Below are 19,391 nucleotides of genomic sequence, written 5' to 3'. Positions count from 1 at the left end.
TCAGCGGCTTGCCTTGGCAATCCGGATCAACTCCGCGGCGCTTCCCTCAGGCCGCCGCTCCGGCAACCACACCGCCCTCAGGGAACGCGTGAGGTCCAGGCCCTGGACAGGAACGGCGATGAGCTGGCCGGTGGCGAGTTCGGCTGTCACAGCGAGTTCGCTCAGGACCGCCACGGCCGCGCCTTCGATGGCGGCAGCCTTCACTGCCACGGTGCTGGCGAGTTCCATCCGGGGATCGCCCAACGGATTGCCCGAACGCTCAAGGGCCCTGACCAGGGTGTCGCGGGTTCCCGAGCCAACTTCCCGAAGGACCAATTCGGAGGCGATCAGTTCGTCAGGCTGGACGGGGACGCGCCGCCGTGCCCAAGGGTGCGTTGTTCCCACGACGACCACAAGTTCGTCGCGGGCCACGGTGGTTGAGGCCACGCTACGGGGCAACGCCGGAGTCTCGACGAAGCCCAGGGGTACTTTTCCGGCAGCCACCTGTTCCAGGACTTCGCCGGAGTTCCCGACGGCGAGGCTGACATGCAGGTCCGTGTGTGCCCGGCGGAAACGGGCCAGCCAACGTGGGGCCAGGTACTCCGCGATGGTCAGGCTGGCCGCGACCGTCAAATGGGCTGCCCGTTCCTCGGCGAGCGATCGGGCTCCCAGGATCATCCGGTCCATTGCACCGAGCGCCTCGCGGGCCCATGCCGTGACGACTTCCCCTTCGTTGGTGACGCGGGAACCGGCTGGAGTGCGGACCACAAGGGTCAGGCCGAGTTGCCGTTCCAGCCGGGCAAGGGCGCGGCTGGCATTGGGTTGTGCCATGCCCACTCGGCGGGCCGCAGCCCCGAGGGATCCCGTTTCGGCCACCAGGACCAGGATTTCCAGTGCGGTGAGGTCAGGGCGGCTGCTCATGCGTGGACGATATGCCTGATGCTCGGCCCATGTCAATTAAGCATGGGTTCAGGCTGAAAGGACGGCTACCGTGGACGGCGGATGAGGGGGATCGTGGAAGCATGAGCACAAGCAACGCGACGTCCCCGGCTGTCCCGGTGCTGCCCGCTGCCGTTCGGCGCCGTGGACGGGTCCGCGCTGTTGCTCCGGGACTGGCTGCCTGTCTGGTGGCGGTGGCACTGGCTTTCGGCATCCACGCCTTGCTGCCGTCCCTTCCGGCCATGACGCTTGCCGTCGTCCTGGGGATTGCCGCCGCCAATGTGCCCGGAGTTACAGGCTGGGTTGGCGGTGCCTGGCAGCAGGGTCTCCGTTTTGCCGGTAAGCATCTGATGCGGGCGGGGATCGTCCTGCTGGGGCTGAAGCTGAGCCTGGGTGACATTGCCGCCCTGGGCTGGCAGGCTTTTGGGCTTATCGTCGCCGTGGTGTTGCTCGCCTTTGCCGGCACGTATGCCTTGGGCAAGCTGTTCAAGCTGCCCGGCGATGCTCCGCTGCTCATTGCCACGGGTTTCTCCATCTGCGGTGCCTCGGCCATCGGGGCCATGGCCGCCGTGAGGGGAACCAAGCACCATGACACAGTCCTGCCCGTTGCCCTCGTGACGCTATGCGGGACGTTGGCCATTGGTACTTTGCCGCTGCTGATGCACCCCTTGGGACTGGACGCCGTGACCTTCGGACGATGGGTGGGAGCGTCGGTTCACGATGTGGGCCAGGTGGTGGCCGCAGCCCAGACTGCCGGCACGGTTGCCCTTGGTGCCGCGGTCGTCATCAAGCTGACCAGAGTGGTCCTTTTGGCGCCGATCGTTGCCACGGCCGGTGTGTGGCAGCGGTTTCGTCAGGTCCGCGGAAATGAAAGCCCAGCGAAGTTTCCGCCGATCGTTCCCCTGTTCGTGCTGGGATTCCTGGCCATGATGGTTCTTCGCACCGTGGGCTGGGCTCCGCCTGTGGTCCTGGACGTCGGAGGACTGCTGCAGGAGATCGCCCTCGGAGCAGCCCTCTTTGGCCTGGGCTCCGCGGTCCAGGTGCGTGAACTCCTGCATGCCGGACCACGGTCGCTTGTCATGGCGCTGTGCGCGTGGGCTCTGATCGCGGCCCTTGGCCTGGGCGCTGCGTGGTTGATGGCCTAGTGGCTCCCCATCACTTGCCGTTGTGGGGACCGCTTTGCGCCCCAAACTCGGGGTTTAGCACGCAGAGCGGGCCTTGCAACGGGAGGATTATGCCCCAACCGTCTTCAGGTAATTGCGGATGCCGTCAACTACCAACCCGTGGTCCTCATCGGAAGCGAGCCCGGAGGCCGTGATGGCCCCGATGACCCCTGCCCCGCGGACACGGAGGGGGAACGAACCACCGGCGAGGGTGTAGTCGTCGTGGTTGAGCCAGCCACCGCCAAGGGGGTTGTGGCCGAGGGCGGAGAACTGCTCGGACAACAACGCCGTGCTGTGTTCGAAGCGCAGTACGGTGTTCGACTTCCGGCGGATCCACTCCTCTTGGTCGGAGGTGGCGCCGGGGAGGACGCAGCGGAAGAGGACGATGTTGTGGCGGCGGATGTCGATTGCCACTCCAAAGTCCGAGGAGATGGCGTGGTTGGCGATCAGGGATCCCAGGCGCCACGCGTCATGGTTGTCGAACGAAGCGAACACCAGTTCTTCCTCCTGCTGCCGCAACTCGAGCATGCGCGGTGAATCGCTCATGCCCGGTCCGCCTCGTAGCTCAGTCCGATCTGCCTGCGGATCTCGTCCATGGCGGCCATGATGGCAACACTCTCGGAAGGCGGGAGGATGGTCCCCGCAACCTCACCGGCCTTCACCATGCGCTCCAGCTCCGCGGCCTGAAACTGCATGCCGCGGCTGTTCACCGGTTCATCAAAACGCTCCACCACCGTGCCATCGACGGCGTGAACAGTGAACGGCACGGGGTTGTACCAAGTGTGCTCGATGTCGATCCAGCCCTTAGTCCCGATCACCAGGGCACGGTTGGCGCTTGCCGCATCCAGTTCGCAGTCCACCAAGGCCTGCGCACCGCCGTCGTACTCGAAAATCGCGGCAGTCTGGCGGTCCACGCCGGTGGCCGTCATCGACGCGCTCGCGTGGATGGCGCTCGGCGAGCCGAGGATGTCGAAGGCGAAGGAAATCGGGTAGATGCCCAGGTCCAGCAGCGCGCCCCCGCCCAGCGCGGGATCGTTGAGCCGATGGGCCGGGTCCGTGGGCAGGCTCTGGTTGTGGCTCGCGATGACCTTGCGGACCTCGCCGATGGTGCCGGCCGCGATGATCTCGCGGATGCGGATCATGTGCGGCAAGAACCGCGTCCACATGGCTTCCAGCGCCACGAGCCCCTTGGCGGCGGCCGCCTCGGTCACCTCGGCAGCCTCCCGGGCGTTCATGGTGAATGACTTCTCCACCAGCACGTGCTTTCCGGCGTTCAAGGCCAAGAGAGCATTCGCGTGGTGCATGGGGTGCGGGGTGGCGATGTAGATGACGTCCACGTACGGGTCGGAAACCAGTTCCTCGTAGCTTCCATGCGCGGTGGGGATGCCGTGCTGTTCAGCGAAGGCCTTGGATGATTCGAGCGACCGCGAGCCCACGGCCTGCACCGTGAAGCCGTTCTCCTTAAGATCCTGGGTCTGCAGCCCCGCGATGAAGCCGGTGCCGAGGATTCCCCAGCGGATTGTCCCGTCTGAAGTGCCATTGCTGAGGGTCACGTGCTTAGTCCTTTGATGAGTCAGTGATCGGGTACGCCACAAACGCAAAGCGCCTGGAATCCGGCGACCAGCTGTTGACGTTGAGCGTACCTTGGCCACCAACGAGCGGCCATGTGTGCAGCGGAGTTTCCCAGTCACCTGTGGAGACGAGTACGACGGCGACCGACAGGTCAGCCGGGTGGCCAACAGTACCGGTGGGGAACCGGATGTAGGAGGCATACTCTCCGTCCGGGGAAAGATGCGGGAACCAGTCCACGGTGGTGGATTCCAGGAGTTGTTCGAATCCGGAGCCGTCCACCCGGATCCGTGCGAGTTGGGCATGCCCGGGGTCCGCACTGAAGGACTCCGTGTTCAGGTACAGCCACTTTCCGTCGGGCGAATACTCCGGCCCGTCGCAGTGACCGGAACCAACATCAACGCCGGCGGGAGCACCGCCGTCGGACGCAATGGTCATGAGGCGACCTGGCTGCGAAAAGTCTCCACCCTCGATCCCCACGTACGCCAGCTCCTTGCCGTCCGGGCTGACGCCGTGGAGGAAATGCCACGAGCCGTCCTCGTCCGTGATCTTGGCGGCCTGGCCGCCGGCCAAGGATGCCCGGTAGATGTGGCCGTCGTTGGCGGAGAGGAAGATGGTTTCGCCGTCGGGCGCCAGGACGTGATCGTTGTTCAGGTCCGGGACACCGGTCAGGGGGATCTGGGTCAGTTCGGCCGTGGCTGCGTCGAGCCGCCACAGTTTCCCGTCCCCGTTGAGGATCAGGGAAGTGCCGTCCCCCGGTCCTTTCGAAGCCACGGTCCAGTTCGGGGCTTCGAGAAGGATCTCATCGGTGCTGTAAAGCAGCGTGGATTCGCCGGTCACCGACGCGATCCAGACCTCGCTGCGCTGGCCGGATTGCAGGGTCCGGTTCACTCGCCCACCGCCGGGTCACCGGAGGCCAGTTCCTTGATCCGGATGTTGCGCCACCGGCACTGGGCACCCTTGCCCCAGCGGGCTTCGCCGAACATGGAGTCATTGTCGTGCACTTCCAGCGCGATGTGCCCGCGCTCGCCAAGGGTTTCCAGCACAGCCGCGGGGTCGTAGTTGGGTGAATCGAGCGTGGCGGTGTCCAATTCGGCGATCTTCAGTCCGTTGACCCACGTGGTGATGACCGGCAGGGCGCCGACGCAACGGATGCGCAACTCGTTCCAGCCGTCCCAGCGCCACACTTTAAGGAAATCGTCGACGTCGGCCGCGTAGCGAAGGCGGGCACGCTTTTCTTCCGTGACGGGTTCCACGGACGTGGCCGGATCATCGGCCACCAACCCAACAGGGTGGCCGTCGGCATCCAGGGCGACGTCAACGGCGAACGGAACCGCCGAGAAGCTCGCCAAGCCATTGCCGAAGAACCCGCCAATCCCGCCGGAAGGACGGTGGTCCACCAGGACCTGGAAACCCTCCCAGCTGTCCGGACGGCGGCGAAGCATCACGCCCGTGTCGGCCGGCCAGTCCGGGCGCATCTCCAGGACCAGTTCGAAGTCGCCGAAGGCCTGCTCGCTCACGAGGTAGCCGCCGTAGCCGCTGCCGGGGGAATCCTGCTCACCCACCAGCACACCGTCTTCCACGAACCAGCGGGCCGGATGCTTCTCGGGCTCCACTGGCGGGGTCAGGCCCAAAGTCTCGAAGCGTTCCGAGAGAGCCGGACCGCCGGGGTACTCCGTGCCGTAGACGCGCGGAACGGAGTACCAGCCGGACAACGAGGTGCCATCGAACAACGGGACGAAACCGTCGCCGTCGTCGTGCGTTCGTGTTTCAGCCACGCGTCAGTCCTGGCTGAAGGCGGCGTCGAAGGAGGTCTGCGACGCGGGGAAGTCGAACTTCTTGAGGGCGGCGAGGGCTTCGGGGGCGCCGTGGAGGCGGTCCATGCCGGCGTCTTCCCATTCAACAGAGATGGGTCCGTTGTAGCCGATCGCGGTGAGGGCGCGGAACGAGGCTTCCCAGGGCACGTCGCCGCGTCCGGCGGAGACGAAGTCCCAGCCGCGGCGCGGGTCGCCCCAGGCCAGGTGCGAGCCGAGGACGGTGTTGCGGCCGGTCTGGCGGACCTTGGTGTCCTTGCAGTCCACGTGGTAGATCCGGTCCTTGAAGTCCCAGATGAAGGAGACGGGGTCGATTCCTTGCCACATCATGTGGGAGGGGTCCCAGTTCAGGCCGAAGGCTTCGCGGTGGCCGATCGCCTCGAGAGTCCGGACCGTGGTCCAGTAGTCGTAGGCGATCTCACTCGGGTGGACTTCGTGGGCGAAGCGCACACCGTTTTCGTCGAAGACGTCCAGGATGGGGTTCCAGCGGTCGGCGAAGTCCTGGTAGCCGGCGTCGATGACCTTCTCGGGGACAGGCGGGAACATCGCCACGTACTGCCAGATGGAGGAGCCGGTGAATCCGACCACGGTGTCCACGCCGAGTGCTTTGGCGAGGCGGGCGGTGTGTTTCATTTCTTCGGCGGCGCGTTGGCGGACGCCTTCGGGTTCCCCGTCGCCCCAGACGCGGGAGCCGAGGATGGCTTCGTGGCGGAAGTCGATGGGGTCATCGCAGACTGCCTGGCCCTTGAGGTGGTTGGAGATGGCCCAGACTTTGAGGTTGTACTTGTCCAGGAGTTCGAGTTTGGATTCGACGTAGCCGGGTTCGTCCCAGCGCCAGGCGTCCAGGTGGTCTCCGGAGACGGCGATTTCCAGGCCGTCGTAGCCCCAGCCCGAGGCGAGCTTGGCGACTTCCTCGAGGGGGAGGTCGGCCCACTGGCCGGTGAACAGGGTGTACGGGCGGGGCATGGTCAGGCTCCTTCGGTGGTGGCGGTGCTGGAGAGTTGGATCAGTGAGCTTTTGGCGGCAGCGGACTCTTCGACGGCGGCCAGCACGCGTTGGATTTGGAGGCCGTCCTCGAACGACGGCGAGGGCTGGCTTCCGTCGCGGATGGCGAGGAGGAAGTCGCGGACCTGGTGGGTGAAGGTGTGTTCCCAGCCGATGATGTGCCCCTGCGGCCACCAGGCTTCGAGGTAGGGGTGCTCGGGCTCGTTGACCAGGATCCGCCGGAAGCCCTGCTCCCGGACCGGGACGGTGGCATCCAGGAAACCGAGCTCGTTCAGGTCTTCGAGGTCGAACAGGATGGTTCCCTTGTCGCCATAGATCTCGAGCTTGAGGGAGTTCTTTTGGCCCGTGGCCACGCGGGAGACTTCCACCGAGGCGATTGCTCCGGAGGTGAGGGTGAGCGTGGCCCAGGCGGCGTCGTCCACCGTTACATCCTCCAGGCCGTCAGCGCCGGGGCGCTGGTTGACGAACGTGTGGAGGCGGCCGGTGACCTCGGTGACGGCGTCTCCGAGGAGGAAGAGGATCTGGTCGATGGCGTGGGAGGCGATGTCGCCAAGGGCCCCGGAGCCGGCGGTTTCCTTGCGGAGGCGCCAGGTCATGGGGGATTCGGCGTCGGTGAGCCAGTCCTGGAGGTACGCGGCGCGGATGTGGCGGATGGTGCCGAGGCGGCCCTCCGCGATGAGTTCGCGGGCCAGGGCCAGGGCGGGGACGCGGCGGTAGTTGAAGCCGATCATCGACTGCACTCCGCGGGCGCGGGCTTTGGCGGCGGCTGCGGTCATGAGTTCGGCCTCGGCCAGGGTGTTCGCGAGGGGTTTCTCGACGAGCACGTGCTTTCCGGCTTGGAGGGCTGCGATGGCGATCTCGGCGTGCATCCACCCGGGGGCGCAGATATCGATGATGTCGATGTCATCCCGGTCAATCACATCGCGCCAGTCCGTTGCTGATTCGGCCCAGCCGTACTTGGCTGCGGCTTCGGCTACCTGGGTGGCGTCCCGGCCCACGAGCACTTTCTGCTCGAAGGCCGGGACGTCGAAGAAACTGGCCACATTCCGCCACGCATTCGAGTGGGCCTTCCCCATGAAGGCGTATCCGATGGCGGCCACACCCAGGGGGCGTTGCCGCGAACCGGGGCTCTGGTCAGTGTTGGCGGGGGTGGTCATGTTTCGATTCCTCGCAGATTCTTAAAGGGTGGCGGTTTCCGGTGCCCAGTCCTCGGGGACAGCCGCCGAGGTGGGTGCGTTGCTGATGACGTCCACGAACGAGCCCGATTCCACGGACTCCGCGATCGAGACCATGGTGTCCAGGACGTGGTAGGCGAGATCGCCGGTGGCGCGGTGGGCCGTGCCGGAGCGCAGGGCCCGGGCCATGTCCAGCACGCCCAGGCCTCGGCCTTGGGCCGGACCAGCAGCGGGGATGATCTCGGGTTCTTCCGCGCCGGGACGCCAGAGTTTGAGGTCGCCGTCGAAGTAGTTCGGGTCAGGCAGGGACAGCGTCGCTTCCGAGCCGGTGATTTCCACGAAGCCCATCCGCAGTCGCGGGGACTCGAAGGAGAACACGCTGTGGGAGGACTGGCCGCCTTCGAACTGCGCCATCGCGGAAACGTGCGTGGGGACCTCGACGGCGAATTCCTCCCCGGCCTTGGGACCGGAACCGATGATGCGGGTGGCCTTCGCGGAGGAACCGACGGCGGCCACCTTGCGGACCGAACCGAAGGTCTGGATCAGGGCCGTGAGGTAGTACGGGCCCATGTCGAACAGCGGACCCGCGCCGTGCTGGAACAAGAACGCCGGGTTCGGGTGCCAGGACTCCGGACCGGGGGTCTGGAATGTGGTCATGCCGGTCAGCGGCGTTCCGATGTCGCCGCGTTCGATGATCCGGCGGGCAGTCTGCAACCCGGCACCCAGGAACGTGTCCGGGGCGGTGCCCAAGCGGATGCCCGCGGCATCGGCGGCCTTGAGCAGGCCCAGCCCGGATTCGCGGTCCAGGGAGAAGGGCTTCTCCGTCCAGACGTGCTTGCCCGCGTTCACTGCTGCGGTGGCGACCTCGACGTGCGCGGCCGGGATGGTCAGGTTCACGATGATTTCGACGTCGGGATGATTCAGTGCCAGCTCCGGCGCACCGAATTCCGGAATCCCGTATTCCTTGGCCCGCGCCTCGGCCGCCTCGACGAACAGGTCGGCGATGACATGGACTTTCAGGTCCGGGAACGTGGTCAGGTTGTCCAGGTACTGCTTGGAGATGTTGCCCGCGCCGATGACTGCGACGCCAACGGGGCCCGTCTTCGCGGAGGGGGAGTAGCTCATGCCCCTGCCTCCTGGGAAACAGCGCCGTCGGCTGCTGCGTTGAGGTAGTTCAGGCTCTCGGTGATGCCCTGGAAGATGTCGCCGGAGTAGTCGTCGAATTCAACGACGCCCACTTCGAGGGACTTGGCCGCCGCGATGACATCCAGCACGGGGACGGTGCCCTGGCCGGCGGGGAGCTGTGCCTTGGTGTCGGTGTTGGCCGGGCCGTCCTTGATGTGGATGAACCTCACGCGGTCCCCCAGGCGGGCCAACAGTTCCACGGGATCCTGCCCGCCGACGGCTGCCCAGTAAGTGTCCACTTCCAGGACCAGCTCGGGGTCGAGGAGGGTCTCGAAGTACTCCAAGGCGGTCTGGCCCTCGATGGTGGACTCCAGCTCCCAGGCGTGGTTGTGGTAGCCGACGCGGATGCCGTATTCGGCGCCCTTCTTGGCTGCAGCGTTGAGCTTGGCTGCGGTGGCCTGGATGTCCTCGGCGTTCTGCCAGTGCTCGGCGGGAAGGTACGGATCGATCACCGTGCTGATACCCAGTTCCTTGGCCGCGGCGAAAATCTCATCCTGGTCCTGGCTCAAAAGCGGTGCGTGGCCCGACGGTGCGGTGAGGCCGTTCTCTTTCAACGCGGCGCCGAGTTCCGAAGCAAGGGCCACGAAGTTGTAGGGCTCAACCTGGGTGTAGCCGATCTCTGCAACCTTCTTGATGGTTCCAGGCAGGTCCTCGGCGATGGCGTTGCGGAGGGTGTACAGCTGGAGAGAGTAAGACATGGTTTTCCTTTACAGGCAGTGGGTTTTTGCTTGACGTTACGCTTCGGCTTGGTGATGCGGGAGGGTTAGCGGCCGGCGAGGGATCCGCCGATTCCGCCCACGCTGAAGTACTTGTTCAGGGTGGCGAAGACGATGATCGGCGGGAGCATCATGATCACGGCAAGGGCCATGACGCCGGACCAGTCCGTGAGGTTTTGCTGGAAGAAGGACTGCACACCCATCGGGAGGGTGAAGATCTCGTTGGAGCGCAGGAAGACGATGGCTACCAGGTAGTCGTTCCAGGCCAGGAGGAAGGCGAAGATCGCGGTGGACAGCACACCCGGGAGGGAGTTTCGCAGGACCACCTTGGTGAACGATCCGAAGACAGAGCACCCGTCAATCCAGGACGCTTCTTCCAGGCTGATCGGGATGGAGTCGAAGTAGGCGGCCATCATCCAAGTGGCAACGGTCATGGTTGAACCGACGTAGATGATGGTCAGGCCCAGGAGGTTGTCCACGAGTCCCATGGCAGCGAACAGGATGAACAGCGGGACCACGGATGTGATGATGGGCAGCGACTGCATGACGAACAGGAGCAGCGAGTAGCCGGAGACCGCTTTGGAACGGCCGCGGGACAGGACGTACCCGGCCGGTGCTGCGACCACAACCGAGACCACTACGGTGGCCAGGGTGGTGACGAGGCTGTTTTGCAGCCAGGTTCCGGCGAGGGTCTTGGAGAAGACACCGGTGATGTTCTCGAGGGTGAGCCCGGTGGCTGTGCTGTTCGGTGCGGGGGTCAGGGCAAGGATGATGGTTACGAAGATCGGTACCAGCACAATCGCCGTGATGATGAGGATCAGGGCGAAGCGCCACCAGCGGCCGCGCATGCCGGCCTCGGAGAGGACTTTACGGGTCTTGCCGGTCTCTGCGACGCCCAGCGCAGGGCCGGACTCGGGATGGGCGTGGAGTACTGCGCTCATTATTCGACGCTCGACTTTCGGATCTGGCGGTACAGGATGACCGATACGACAACCAAGGTCAGGGTCATGAGGAAGGCGATGGCGACGCCGGGGCCGGTGGCGAAGTCCTGGAACACGGTGCGGTAGGCCAGGACCACCAGGGACGTGGTGGCGTCAACGGGTCCACCGCCGGTGAGCAGGTAGATGGTGGGGAAGTCGTTGACGCAGAAGATCGTCATGAGGATCCAGCTGATGTAGGTGGAGCGGGCGATCAGCGGCAGGGTGATCTGCGTGAACTGCTGGAACCGGGAGGCGCCGTCCATGCTTGCGGCCTCGTACACGGTGGTGTCTACGGAGGCCAGGGCGGCGGAGATCATCATCATCATGAAGGGGAAGCTGACCCAGACCTTGAAGATCATCACCGTGACCGCGGCAAGCGTCGGATCGGCCAGGAAGAGCGGCGTGCCCAGTCCGAGGCCACGGAAGATGGAAGGGATCAGGCTGTCCGGAGTGGCCACCAGCCAGTTCCACGCCGTGGAGGAAACCACGATCGGCACAACCCACGGCAGGAGCAGGAGGACCTTGAAGGTGCCGCCGGCGGGGATCTTGGTCCGCAGCAGCAGTGCCAGGCCAAGGCCCACGGCCCAGGAGCCGAAGACGCCCACGATGGTGAACCAGAGGGTGAACTGGGCTGCCTTCCAGAAAGCCGGCGAGGACAGGACCTGCTGGAAGTTCTGGATTCCCACGAAGTCGCCGGTCTGGATGAGGTTGCCGTCGTGGGTGGCCTGGATACCGGCCTGGAAGAGCGGATACCCGTGGATCAGGACGAGCAGGACGACGGACGGCAGCAGGAGCCAGAAGAAGGTCCTGGACGTTTGCGCCGACAGCTTGCTCTTCCGGTTCAGGGAGCCATGGGACCCGCCCCCGGACCCGCCCGGGGCGAGCCCCTTGCGGGCCCGGGCCAGGCCGGACTGCGCTGTAGTGGAGGACATGGTGCCGGCGCCTACTTCTTCAGGACGGACTTGAGGCCCGACTCGAAGGCGGTCAGCGCGGACTTGGCGTCGGTCTTGCCGGTGAGGACGGTCTGGGTGAACTGGTTCAGGGCCTGGCCGCCGTCCAGGGCTGCGAGGTCGGCGCTCAGCGTGGTGCCCTGCGCAGCGAACGTCTTGGCGATCGGGACGTACTCCTTGACGATCTTGACGTTGTTGGGGTCGGCCGTGAATTCAGGCAGTTCGGTGATGGACTTGAACACGGGCAGTGCGTTCATGAGCTTCTGCTGCCAGAGTTCCTTGAGCTTGCCCAGGTAGTACACCACGAACTCCTCGGAGGCTTCCTGCGAGGGAGTGTTGGTGTACATCATGATGTTGTTCGGGAAGATCAGGGCGGCCTTGTCGCCGTGCGGGCCGGCAATGGGGCTTGCCACCACGATGTCGCCGGACGTATCGCCAACGCGCTCCGGTACGCCCAGGGTCAGCATGCCGTAGGCGGCCTTGCCGTCCTTCCACTGTGCGTTCAGGTTGTCCGAGGTGTAGCTGACGGCTGCGGGGTCGATCACACCGTTGGATACGAGTTCCAGCAGGAATTCGACGGCTTCGACGTTGCGGTCGTTCATGACGTCCAACTGGCCGTCCTTGGTGAACACGCCGCCGCCGTTGTTGAGCATCATCATGATCATCAAGTGGTTGCCGATGTTGTTGCCCGCACCGGAGCCGGTGGCGAAGCCGACGGCGCCGATACCCTTCATCTTCTTGCCCGCCTCAAGCAGGGATGCCCAGTCGGTGGGGACAGCAACGCCGGCCTTGTCGAAGAGGGACTTGCGGTACCAGAGCGGACGGATGTCCAGCTGCCACGGCACGGCCACGTAGCCCTTGGACGTCTTGAACGGTTCCACCACTCCGGGCAGGAAGTCGTCGAACGTGCCGTTGGACTTGAGCTTGTCGATGACCTTGTCTGCGTAGGCGATCTGGCCCTGCTGTTCGAACTGGAACGCCTGGAAGCCACCACCGGTGGAAACGGCCGGGCCGGTCTTGGACGCGATGGCCGAGGAGAACGTCTGGTAGAAGTTGTTCCACTGGATGATCTGGTAGGTGGCCTTGCTGTTGGCCCCGGAGAATCCCTCGGCGATCTTCTTTGCGGCGTCGTTGTAGGCCGGCGTTGCCCACGGCATATCCCAGAACTTGATGCTGCCGCCGGCTCCTCCTCCACCCTGTGAGGCCGAGCCGCCACCACAGGCGGCCAGGAGCGGAACCGAAGCGGCGGCTGCCGTCAGGCCAAGGAAACCGCGGCGGGAGAAGGCTTTGTTGGCTGCGGGCTGAACATTCATGATGATTCCTTTCGGGATCGGTCCACTTTCCGGGTGGCCGATCCAGCTCAACGTTGAGAAGGGCAAATGATGTGAATGACTGGTAAAGCGGTTGGTGCTGTTGAGGAGTTGCGAACTAGGAGAGGGTGGACAGGGATTCCGTCTGCGCCGCGAAGCGGTGCAGATCGGACGACGTAGTGCCGGAGCCAAGGTGTTCCTTGAGCCGCCGCCACGTGGCTCGGTGGGCTGATTCGTAAAGCGTTGGCAGGAGCAGTTCGCCTTGCGGGCCGGTGACCTTGACCGTTGCCGGCCACGCTGCCAAGGGTTCGGGAAGCGCAACGCTGACGCCGCCGTCGTCGGTCAACAGGCTGATGTGGACGCCTGCCGGACGCGCGCTGCTGAGGATGCCCTGCAGAGCCACGGGAGCTCCGTTGGCGAGTTGCCCGGACACGGTGTAGCCGTGCGTTCCGCGGTTGATGAGCCGGAGGTTCTCCAGCGGACCGGTCAAACGCACGACGGCGGCGAGATGGTCCGCGATCAACTCACCGGTCTCTGTGCCCGCCGGGGCCGTGGCCACCGAATCGAGGACCGCGGCACGGCCGGCCATGGTGCGGACAGCGTCTTCGGCTCCTGCGACCGCTGGGTTCGAGGCCCACCGTTGGTCGAGGAGGATGGCGGTGCCGGCGGCTTCGGCTGCCGCTTGGAGTGCGTGGGTGTTTTCCGGTGCAGGGTTGACGACGATGATGCCTCGGGCGCCGTCCTTGATGGCTTGCTCGGCGGATGCGGTCCAGCCCGGCTGCCCGGCGATGACTTTGATGTCCGGGGCGTCGGTGGCAGGGCCGAACGTGGCCGGGAGGGAAGCGACGGCCAGGGCCACGGCTCCGGCTTCCTGTGCTTCCGGCGTGGCCTGCACGGTGTACGGCTTACTCATGCGTGGGCTCCTTCGGTGACAGCCGCTTGGGCGTTGTGGTCCGCATCCACGCGGGCGGCGGTGGCCTCGGCGATGTCCAGGGCGAACGTCAGGTCGTCGATGAGGGTCTGTGCCGATGGCGGTTGTTTTGTTCCGTTGGCGAGTGCGGCCAGCTCGCGCCATTCGCCTTCGTAGCCGTTGTGGTCGAACGGGCCGTGCACGGCGGTTTCGCCGGCCCGGCTGAACGTGGCCACGGCGGAACCCGCCTGCACATAGGACGGGGTGAAATCGACGCGGACGGCGTCGTCGTCGGAGAAGGCCTCGAAGCTCCACTCCGGCTTCCACGTGTTGTTCATGGCTGCGCGCAATTCAATAGTCCGGGTTGGCGTGCGGAGTGAAATGACGTAGCCGAAGGGGCGGACGTGGCGTGCTTCGAGCACCTCGATGGCTTCGAAGTCCGGTGTGAACCGGCGGACCAGCGGGAGGTCGTGGATGGCCAGGCCCATGATGCCGCCGCGCAGCATGCCTTTGATGACCTCGACGTCGGTGTAGTCCGGGGTGCCGGAGGCCGGGCGGGTGATGATCTCAGTGGCGAAGTCTTCGAAGCGGGCATTCGGCGGAAGGACAATCGAGGAGCGGATGGTGTGTGCTGTCTCCGGGAGTTCGCCCCAGTTCGCCTCGGCTGCCAACCAGCCCGGATCGAATGTGTGCATGGCGCCGACGATGATCGGCACGCCCGTTTCCTGGCTGACGGCCGAAATCTGCGCGGCTTCCTCGGCGTTCCAGGCGAAGGGCTTCTCGCAGAGCACGGCCTTCTTTCCTGCGCGGCAGGCGGCGATGACCTGTTCGGCGTGGAACTGGTGCGGGCTGCAGATGGCCACCACATCTACCTCGGGGTCGCCCAGGAGGGCGTCGATGCTGGTGCTGTGGGTGGCGCCGACCCGGGCGGCGACGGACTCCGCAACTGCGGGGTCGACGTCCATGATGTGCCGGACGGTCAGGAGATCGCCAAGACGGGCGAGGGACGGCAGGTGGATTGCCTGCGTCACGGGGCCGGCGCCGAGGATGCCGACTCCGAGGGTTCGGGCGGCGTCTGTGTGGCTGGACAAGTTCAGTTACCTCTTCGTAAGCAGAATCAGGAACGGGAGATCGATGCTGGCAATACCGGACATCGTTTGTCGTGATGTGGTGCTGCTCACAACCTATGAGGACTTTTGCCGAGCGTCAAGCAAAAGTTGAAATATTCCCGACAATCTTTTGATGCGTGACACGCACAACCATCCGTGCTATCACTGGAGGCATGACATCAGCCCCCGGAAACGACGCCGGAAAAGACACCTCTGCGCAGGAGCCCGGCAGTCTTTCGCGCGCTGGTGATCTGTTCCAATTGCTCCGTGACGGGCAGGCCCGGACCCGCGCCGAACTGGCGCTGACCACCGGCCTTGCCCGTTCCACCGTCGCCTCCCGCATAGATGCCCTCATCAGTTCCGGACTGGTTGGTCCTGCAGGCGAGGCAAGCTCCAGCGGCGGCAGGCCGCCGTCGCGCTTTGCCTTCAACCCGGCCGCCCGCGTAGTACTTGCAGTGGACGTCGGAGCCACGCACGTGATCGTCGCCGTCACGGATCTCGGAGGAAAGATCCTCGCCGAGAGGCGCCTGAAGCAGGACGTCTCCGATGGTCCGGAAGCGGTACTGGGCCGCGTCATCTCTGCGGGCAAGGAACTGCTGGCAGAGGCAGGCCGCGACCTTGGCGATCTCGCCGGAATGGGCATCGGCCTGCCGGGCCCTGTTGAACACGACACCGGCAGGCCGGTGAAGCCGCCGATCATGCCCGGTTGGGACGGGTTCGACGTCGTCCCTTACGTCCAGCGGTCCCTGCCCGTTCCGGTGCTGGTGGACAACGACGTGAACATCATGGCTCTCGGTGAACGCACCGCCTACTGGCCAGAGCACGAGAACTTTCTCTTCATCAAGGTGGCCACCGGCATCGGTGCCGGGATCATCAGCAGCGGAGAGCTGCAGCGCGGCGCCAACGGCACGGCCGGCGACCTCGGGCACGTCCGTGTCCCGCGCGGCGACGATGTCCTCTGCCGCTGTGGCAACTACGGGTGCCTTGAGGCACTCGCCTCAGGTCCCGCCGTCGCACGTCAACTCAAGGTGCAGGGACTGGAAGCCGCAACCGGCGCGGACGTGCTCCGACTCGTGGCAGAGGGAAACCTGCAGGCGATCCAGGCGTTGCGGCAGGCCGGACGGGACGTAGGGGATGTCCTGGCCACCGTGGTCAACCTGCTGAATCCATCCATGATCGTCATCGGCGGAAGCGTGGGCGAAGCCGGCGAACACCTGGTGGCTGGCATCCGCGAAGTGGTGTATCGACGCTCGCTGCCCTTGGCTACCACCCACCTGCGGATCGGCATCTCCATGGCCGGCGACCGGGCGGCAATCCTTGGTGCCAGCCAAATGGTCACGCAATACGTGCTATCCCCGGCCGTGATCGAAGCCACGCTGCAAGCTACGGGTTAGTTTCGCTTTCCGGCGCCTCGCGGGTTGCCGGCGTGATAGCAATGAAAGTGATGAAAACGTTTCCCGCTCCCTTCCTGCCTGCCCGATGAGCCAACTCCTTGCCAAAGTTCCCCGTGGTTGGCTGATTCTTGCCTGCATTGGGCTGATCGCGCTCAACATGCGGGGCCCTTTTGTTGCCGTCGCCCCGGTAGTGGATTCGCTGCGCACCGACCTCGGATTCTCGCCCGTTGAACTGGGCCTCCTGACCGGCATCCCCGTGCTGTGTTTCTCGCTCGCCTCGCCGCTGGCATCACTGGCCGGACGACGGTTCGGTGCCGAGTTCGCCATCATGCTGACGCTCCTGGGTGTGCTGGCGGGCGTCGTGGTCCGGTCCAGTGGCGGGCAAGTGCCGGTCATGGTGGGCACGGTCCTCATCGGCGTGGCCATCACCATCGGCAACATCGCCGTGCCTTTGATCATCCGCCGGGACTTTGCTCCGCGACGGCAAGCCACGGCCATGGGCGTCTACACGGCCGCGCTGAACATAGGCTCGTTCCTGACCTCGGTGGTCACCGCACCGCTTGCCGAGCTGTTGGGGTGGCGGCTCTCCCTCGCTGCGAGTGCTGTGTTGGCGCTGGCGGCAATCGTGTTCTGGATTCCCACCGTGGGAGTGCGCCGGGCGCTGGTTCCTTCACCGGTCCCACCGGTTGCTGCTTCTGCCTCCGGACAGGGCCGCGGAGTGGGGTGGCTTGTTGCCGGCCTGACTCTGGGCTTCGCGGGGCAGGCGTTCTCCTACTACGGGGTTACCGCGTGGCTGCCCAGCTTCCTGTCCGACGAGCTCTCCATGGGCACCGCCGAGGCGGGCGCGGGATCGTCGCTGTTCCAGATCTTTGCCATTGTGGGCGGACTTGGCGTGCCGCTCCTGGCGCGCTTTTCAAGTACGACGACGGTGGCGGTCACCTTGAGTGCCTTGTGGCTGACGGTTCCTGTTGGCTTGTTGTTCGCACCCGGATTTTGGTGGCTGTGGTCCTCGCTCGGTGGCATTGCCCAGGGCGGTGGCATCACGGTCATTTTCATCGCCGTCATCAAATTCGCCCACTCTCAGGCAGCTGCAGGGAAGATGTCCGCCGTGGTGCAGGGGGTTGGCTACTGCTTCGCGGCCCTGGCACCGACGATCGTTGGCTACGTGCACAGCGTGTCCGGCGGCTGGACCGTTCCCTTGCTGGTGATCCTGGGCTCCGTAGTCACGTTCTGCGTCTGCACCACGGTCTCCGTCCGCTGGGTGTCCCGCCAAGGAAGGTGAGCCGCCCGGCGGGGTGAGCCTGCCGCGCGAGGTGGGCCTGCCGCGCGAGCCGTGCACCGCCGTCGTACCGACCCAACTGGGTCGCAGTTAAGCGCGTTTTGACGGCTCAAAACGCGCTTAACTGCGACCTACTTGGGGCATTCCGGTGCTGGGCTGCCTCCCCGGCCTTCGGGGGCACTTGTTGCGAAGAGTGCAGGCAGCCCAGCGTCGGGGCTATGGTTTGGCCGTCGCTAGGCGGCGACCAGTTCTTCTTCCGTTGCCTCTTCCTTGGCTTCGGTGAGGAAGCGGGCGTAGGCGGGGATGGTCAGGAAGGTGGGGAACTCCTCGGTGAGGGTGACTTCCTCGAAGATGCTGCGGGCATCTGCGAAACGGTCGCCGTCGAAGCGTTCCAGGCGGGCGAATTCCTCATCCAACATGTCCTGGACCCACTCGCGGCTGATGATGTCGCCGTGCTCGGTGATCGCGTGGGAGTGGATCCACTGCCACAGCTGGGACCGGGAAATCTCAGCGGTGGCGGCGTCTTCCATGAGGTTGTGGATGGCCACGGCTCCGTTGCCCCGCAGCCAGGACTCGATGTAGCGGATGCCTACCTCGATGTTCAGGCGGATGCCGGCCTCGGTGATGGTTCCCTGGGTGGTGGAGATGTCGATCAGGGCGCGGTCGTCCGGGGTGACGTCCTCACGGCTACGGTCCAGCTGGTTCGGCTTCTCGGCGAGTACCGCGTCGAAGACTTCGCGGGCCACGGGGACCAGGTCCGGGTGGGCCACCCAGGAACCGTCGAAGCCGTCGTTGGCTTCGCGGGTCTTGTCCGCACGGACCTTCTCGAATGACGCGGCATTGGCTGCCTCGTCCTTCCTGTTCGGAACCGCTGCTGCCATGCCCCCAATTGCCATGGCGCCGCGGCGGTGGCAGGCCCGGACCAGTTGTTCGGTGTAGGCACGCATGAACGGCTGGGTCATGGTTACCTGGCCGCGGTCCGGGAGCACAAAACGCGGGCCACGGACACGGAAGTTCTTGATCAGGGAGAAGATGTAGTCCCAACGGCCGGCGTTCAACCCCGAGGCGTGGTCACGCAGCTCGTACAGGATCTCTTCCATCTCGAACGCTGCCGTGATGGTTTCGATCAGCACCGTGGCGCGGATGGTGCCCTGCGGGATGCCGAGCAGGTCCTGGGCCAGGATGAAGATGTCGTTCCACAGACGGGCTTCCAGGTGGTTCTCGATCTTGGGCAGGTAGAAGTACGGGCCCTTGCCCTGGGCGAGCAGGCGGCGGGCGTTGTGGAAGAAGTACAGGCCGAAGTCCACGATCCCGCCGGCGATCGGCTTGCCGTCGATCAGCATGTGCTTCTCCGGAAGGTGCCAGCCACGCGGCCGCACCACGATGGTGGGCAGCTCCTCGGCGGCCTTAAGCTTGTACTCCTTGCCCTCCGGGGACGTGAAGTCGATGCGGCGTTCCAAGGCATCGGTCAGGTTCAGTTGGCCCTGGATGACGTTGCGCCACGTTGGGGTGGAGGAGTCCTCCATGTCCGCGAGCCAGACCTTCGCGCCGGAGTTCAGGGCGTTGATGGTCATCTTCTTATCCACCGGGCCGGTGATCTCCACGCGGCGGTCCTCCAAACCGGGTGCCGGGGGAGCCACCCGCCAGGACGGGTCATTGCGGATCGCTTCGGTCTGCGGCAGGAACCGTGGATCCTGGCCACTCGAAATCGCGTTACGTCGAGCGTGCCGTGCCTGCATCAGCTCCTGCCTACGATCAGCAACAGCCCGGTGCAGCTTGCCGACGAACTCAAGCGCATCCGGCGTGAGGACCTCGTTCTGCCGCGAAATGGGCTGCGCGGTCAAAGTAATCCCGTTGATAGTGAAGTTGTCGGTGAAGCTGTTCATTGGATTGTCCTTTCAGGAACCCAACTGA

18 protein-coding genes are annotated in these 19,391 nt (G+C 65.2%); 3 read left to right on the top strand and 15 right to left on the bottom strand.

Going from position 1 to position 19,391, the window contains the following annotated elements:
- Complete coding sequence (locus ACFVSJ_RS03450) at nt 1-900, bottom strand: LysR family transcriptional regulator (protein ID WP_387434448.1); 900 nt, start codon at nt 898-900, stop codon at nt 1-3.
- 101 nt (nt 901-1,001) lie between these two features.
- Here ACFVSJ_RS03450 and ACFVSJ_RS03445 point away from each other — a divergent pair, with 101 nt between their 5' ends.
- A complete protein-coding gene (locus ACFVSJ_RS03445) occupies nt 1,002-2,063 on the top strand; it encodes a YeiH family protein (protein ID WP_387434447.1) in 1,062 nt (353 codons plus the stop codon).
- 87 nt (nt 2,064-2,150) lie between these two features.
- On the opposite strand, the gene ACFVSJ_RS03440 is transcribed toward ACFVSJ_RS03445, so the two are convergent.
- The 13 genes from ACFVSJ_RS03440 to ACFVSJ_RS03380 form a co-directional block, all read right to left on the bottom strand.
- Entirely contained in the window at nt 2,151-2,627 is a 477-nt protein-coding gene (locus ACFVSJ_RS03440) for a heme-degrading domain-containing protein (RefSeq protein WP_387434446.1), read from the bottom strand.
- On the bottom strand, nt 2,624-3,634 hold the full coding sequence (locus ACFVSJ_RS03435; protein ID WP_387434443.1) for a Gfo/Idh/MocA family protein: 1,011 nt from the start codon (nt 3,632-3,634) through the stop codon (nt 2,624-2,626). Before ACFVSJ_RS03435 ends, ACFVSJ_RS03440 begins: the two co-directional genes overlap by 4 nt.
- 4 nt (nt 3,635-3,638) lie before the next feature.
- On the bottom strand, nt 3,639-4,541 hold the full coding sequence (locus ACFVSJ_RS03430) for a TolB family protein (RefSeq protein WP_387434441.1): 903 nt from the start codon (nt 4,539-4,541) through the stop codon (nt 3,639-3,641).
- On the bottom strand, nt 4,538-5,428 hold the full coding sequence (locus ACFVSJ_RS03425; protein ID WP_387434439.1) for a DUF1080 domain-containing protein: 891 nt from the start codon (nt 5,426-5,428) through the stop codon (nt 4,538-4,540). Before ACFVSJ_RS03425 ends, ACFVSJ_RS03430 begins: the two co-directional genes overlap by 4 nt.
- Nucleotides 5,429-5,431: 3 nt before the next feature.
- Nucleotides 5,432-6,430 carry a sugar phosphate isomerase/epimerase family protein gene (locus ACFVSJ_RS03420; RefSeq protein ID WP_387434437.1) on the bottom strand — a complete coding sequence of 333 codons (999 nt, stop codon included), beginning with the start codon at nt 6,428-6,430 and terminating at the stop codon, nt 5,432-5,434.
- A gap of 2 nt (nt 6,431-6,432) precedes the next feature.
- Nucleotides 6,433-7,626, bottom strand: coding sequence for a Gfo/Idh/MocA family protein (locus ACFVSJ_RS03415; protein WP_387434435.1), 1,194 nt, complete (start codon nt 7,624-7,626; stop codon nt 6,433-6,435).
- Between the two features lie 21 nt (nt 7,627-7,647).
- Nucleotides 7,648-8,769 (bottom strand): Gfo/Idh/MocA family protein, encoded by a 1,122-nt coding sequence (locus ACFVSJ_RS03410; protein WP_387434433.1) that lies wholly within the window; start codon nt 8,767-8,769, stop codon nt 7,648-7,650.
- Nucleotides 8,766-9,527 carry a sugar phosphate isomerase/epimerase family protein gene (locus tag ACFVSJ_RS03405; protein ID WP_387434431.1) on the bottom strand — a complete coding sequence of 254 codons (762 nt, stop codon included), beginning with the start codon at nt 9,525-9,527 and terminating at the stop codon, nt 8,766-8,768. The genes ACFVSJ_RS03410 and ACFVSJ_RS03405 overlap by 4 nt, the downstream gene beginning before the upstream one ends.
- Nucleotides 9,528-9,592: 65 nt before the next feature.
- On the bottom strand, nt 9,593-10,486 hold the full coding sequence (locus ACFVSJ_RS03400) for a carbohydrate ABC transporter permease (protein WP_387434428.1): 894 nt from the start codon (nt 10,484-10,486) through the stop codon (nt 9,593-9,595).
- The gene (locus tag ACFVSJ_RS03395; protein WP_387434426.1) at nt 10,486-11,457 is read right to left on the bottom strand and encodes a carbohydrate ABC transporter permease; all 972 of its coding nucleotides are present in this window, start codon (nt 11,455-11,457) and stop codon (nt 10,486-10,488) included. The genes ACFVSJ_RS03400 and ACFVSJ_RS03395 overlap by 1 nt, the downstream gene beginning before the upstream one ends.
- 11 nt (nt 11,458-11,468) lie before the next feature.
- Entirely contained in the window at nt 11,469-12,788 is a 1,320-nt protein-coding gene (locus ACFVSJ_RS03390) for an ABC transporter substrate-binding protein (RefSeq protein WP_387434424.1), read from the bottom strand.
- Nucleotides 12,789-12,903: 115 nt separating this feature from the next.
- Entirely contained in the window at nt 12,904-13,698 is a 795-nt protein-coding gene (locus ACFVSJ_RS03385; protein WP_387434423.1) for a hypothetical protein, read from the bottom strand.
- A complete protein-coding gene (locus ACFVSJ_RS03380) occupies nt 13,695-14,786 on the bottom strand; it encodes a Gfo/Idh/MocA family protein (RefSeq protein WP_387434421.1) in 1,092 nt (363 codons plus the stop codon). The genes ACFVSJ_RS03385 and ACFVSJ_RS03380 overlap by 4 nt, the downstream gene beginning before the upstream one ends.
- A 191-nt stretch (nt 14,787-14,977) precedes the next feature.
- Here ACFVSJ_RS03380 and ACFVSJ_RS03375 point away from each other — a divergent pair, with 191 nt between their 5' ends.
- Nucleotides 14,978-16,198, top strand: coding sequence for an ROK family transcriptional regulator (locus ACFVSJ_RS03375; protein ID WP_387434419.1), 1,221 nt, complete (start codon nt 14,978-14,980; stop codon nt 16,196-16,198).
- 85 nt (nt 16,199-16,283) lie between these two features.
- Complete coding sequence (locus ACFVSJ_RS03370) at nt 16,284-17,480, top strand: CynX/NimT family MFS transporter (protein WP_387434416.1); 1,197 nt, start codon at nt 16,284-16,286, stop codon at nt 17,478-17,480.
- Between the two features lie 230 nt (nt 17,481-17,710).
- On the opposite strand, the gene aceB is transcribed toward ACFVSJ_RS03370, so the two are convergent.
- A complete protein-coding gene (aceB, locus tag ACFVSJ_RS03365; RefSeq protein WP_387434414.1) occupies nt 17,711-19,363 on the bottom strand; it encodes a malate synthase A in 1,653 nt (550 codons plus the stop codon).
- Nucleotides 19,364-19,391 lie beyond the last annotated feature (28 nt).

It is taken from the genome of Paenarthrobacter sp. NPDC058040 (genome assembly GCF_042885775.1).
Taxonomy (GTDB): Bacteria; Actinomycetota; Actinomycetes; order Actinomycetales; family Micrococcaceae; genus Arthrobacter.
This window is presented reverse-complemented; position numbering and strand designations above follow the sequence as displayed.

Bases quoted from the DNA above. Each gene is read 5' to 3' on its own strand.
- ACFVSJ_RS03450 (WP_387434448.1), bottom strand. From the start codon at position 900: ATGAGCAGCCGCCCTGACCTCACCGCACTGGAAATCCTGGTCCTGGTG.
- ACFVSJ_RS03445 (WP_387434447.1), top strand. From the start codon at position 1,002: ATGAGCACAAGCAACGCGACGTCCCCGGCTGTCCCGGTGCTGCCCGCT.
- ACFVSJ_RS03440 (WP_387434446.1), bottom strand. From the start codon at position 2,627: ATGAGCGATTCACCGCGCATGCTCGAGTTGCGGCAGCAGGAGGAAGAA.
- ACFVSJ_RS03420 (WP_387434437.1), bottom strand. From the start codon at position 6,430: ATGCCCCGCCCGTACACCCTGTTCACCGGCCAGTGGGCCGACCTCCCC.
- ACFVSJ_RS03415 (WP_387434435.1), bottom strand. From the start codon at position 7,626: ATGACCACCCCCGCCAACACTGACCAGAGCCCCGGTTCGCGGCAACGC.
- ACFVSJ_RS03410 (WP_387434433.1), bottom strand. From the start codon at position 8,769: ATGAGCTACTCCCCCTCCGCGAAGACGGGCCCCGTTGGCGTCGCAGTC.
- ACFVSJ_RS03405 (WP_387434431.1), bottom strand. From the start codon at position 9,527: ATGTCTTACTCTCTCCAGCTGTACACCCTCCGCAACGCCATCGCCGAG.
- ACFVSJ_RS03400 (WP_387434428.1), bottom strand. From the start codon at position 10,486: ATGAGCGCAGTACTCCACGCCCATCCCGAGTCCGGCCCTGCGCTGGGC.
- ACFVSJ_RS03395 (WP_387434426.1), bottom strand. From the start codon at position 11,457: ATGTCCTCCACTACAGCGCAGTCCGGCCTGGCCCGGGCCCGCAAGGGG.
- ACFVSJ_RS03390 (WP_387434424.1), bottom strand. From the start codon at position 12,788: ATGAATGTTCAGCCCGCAGCCAACAAAGCCTTCTCCCGCCGCGGTTTC.
- ACFVSJ_RS03385 (WP_387434423.1), bottom strand. From the start codon at position 13,698: ATGAGTAAGCCGTACACCGTGCAGGCCACGCCGGAAGCACAGGAAGCC.
- ACFVSJ_RS03375 (WP_387434419.1), top strand. From the start codon at position 14,978: ATGACATCAGCCCCCGGAAACGACGCCGGAAAAGACACCTCTGCGCAG.
- ACFVSJ_RS03370 (WP_387434416.1), top strand. From the start codon at position 16,284: ATGAGCCAACTCCTTGCCAAAGTTCCCCGTGGTTGGCTGATTCTTGCC.
- aceB (WP_387434414.1), bottom strand. From the start codon at position 19,363: ATGAACAGCTTCACCGACAACTTCACTATCAACGGGATTACTTTGACC.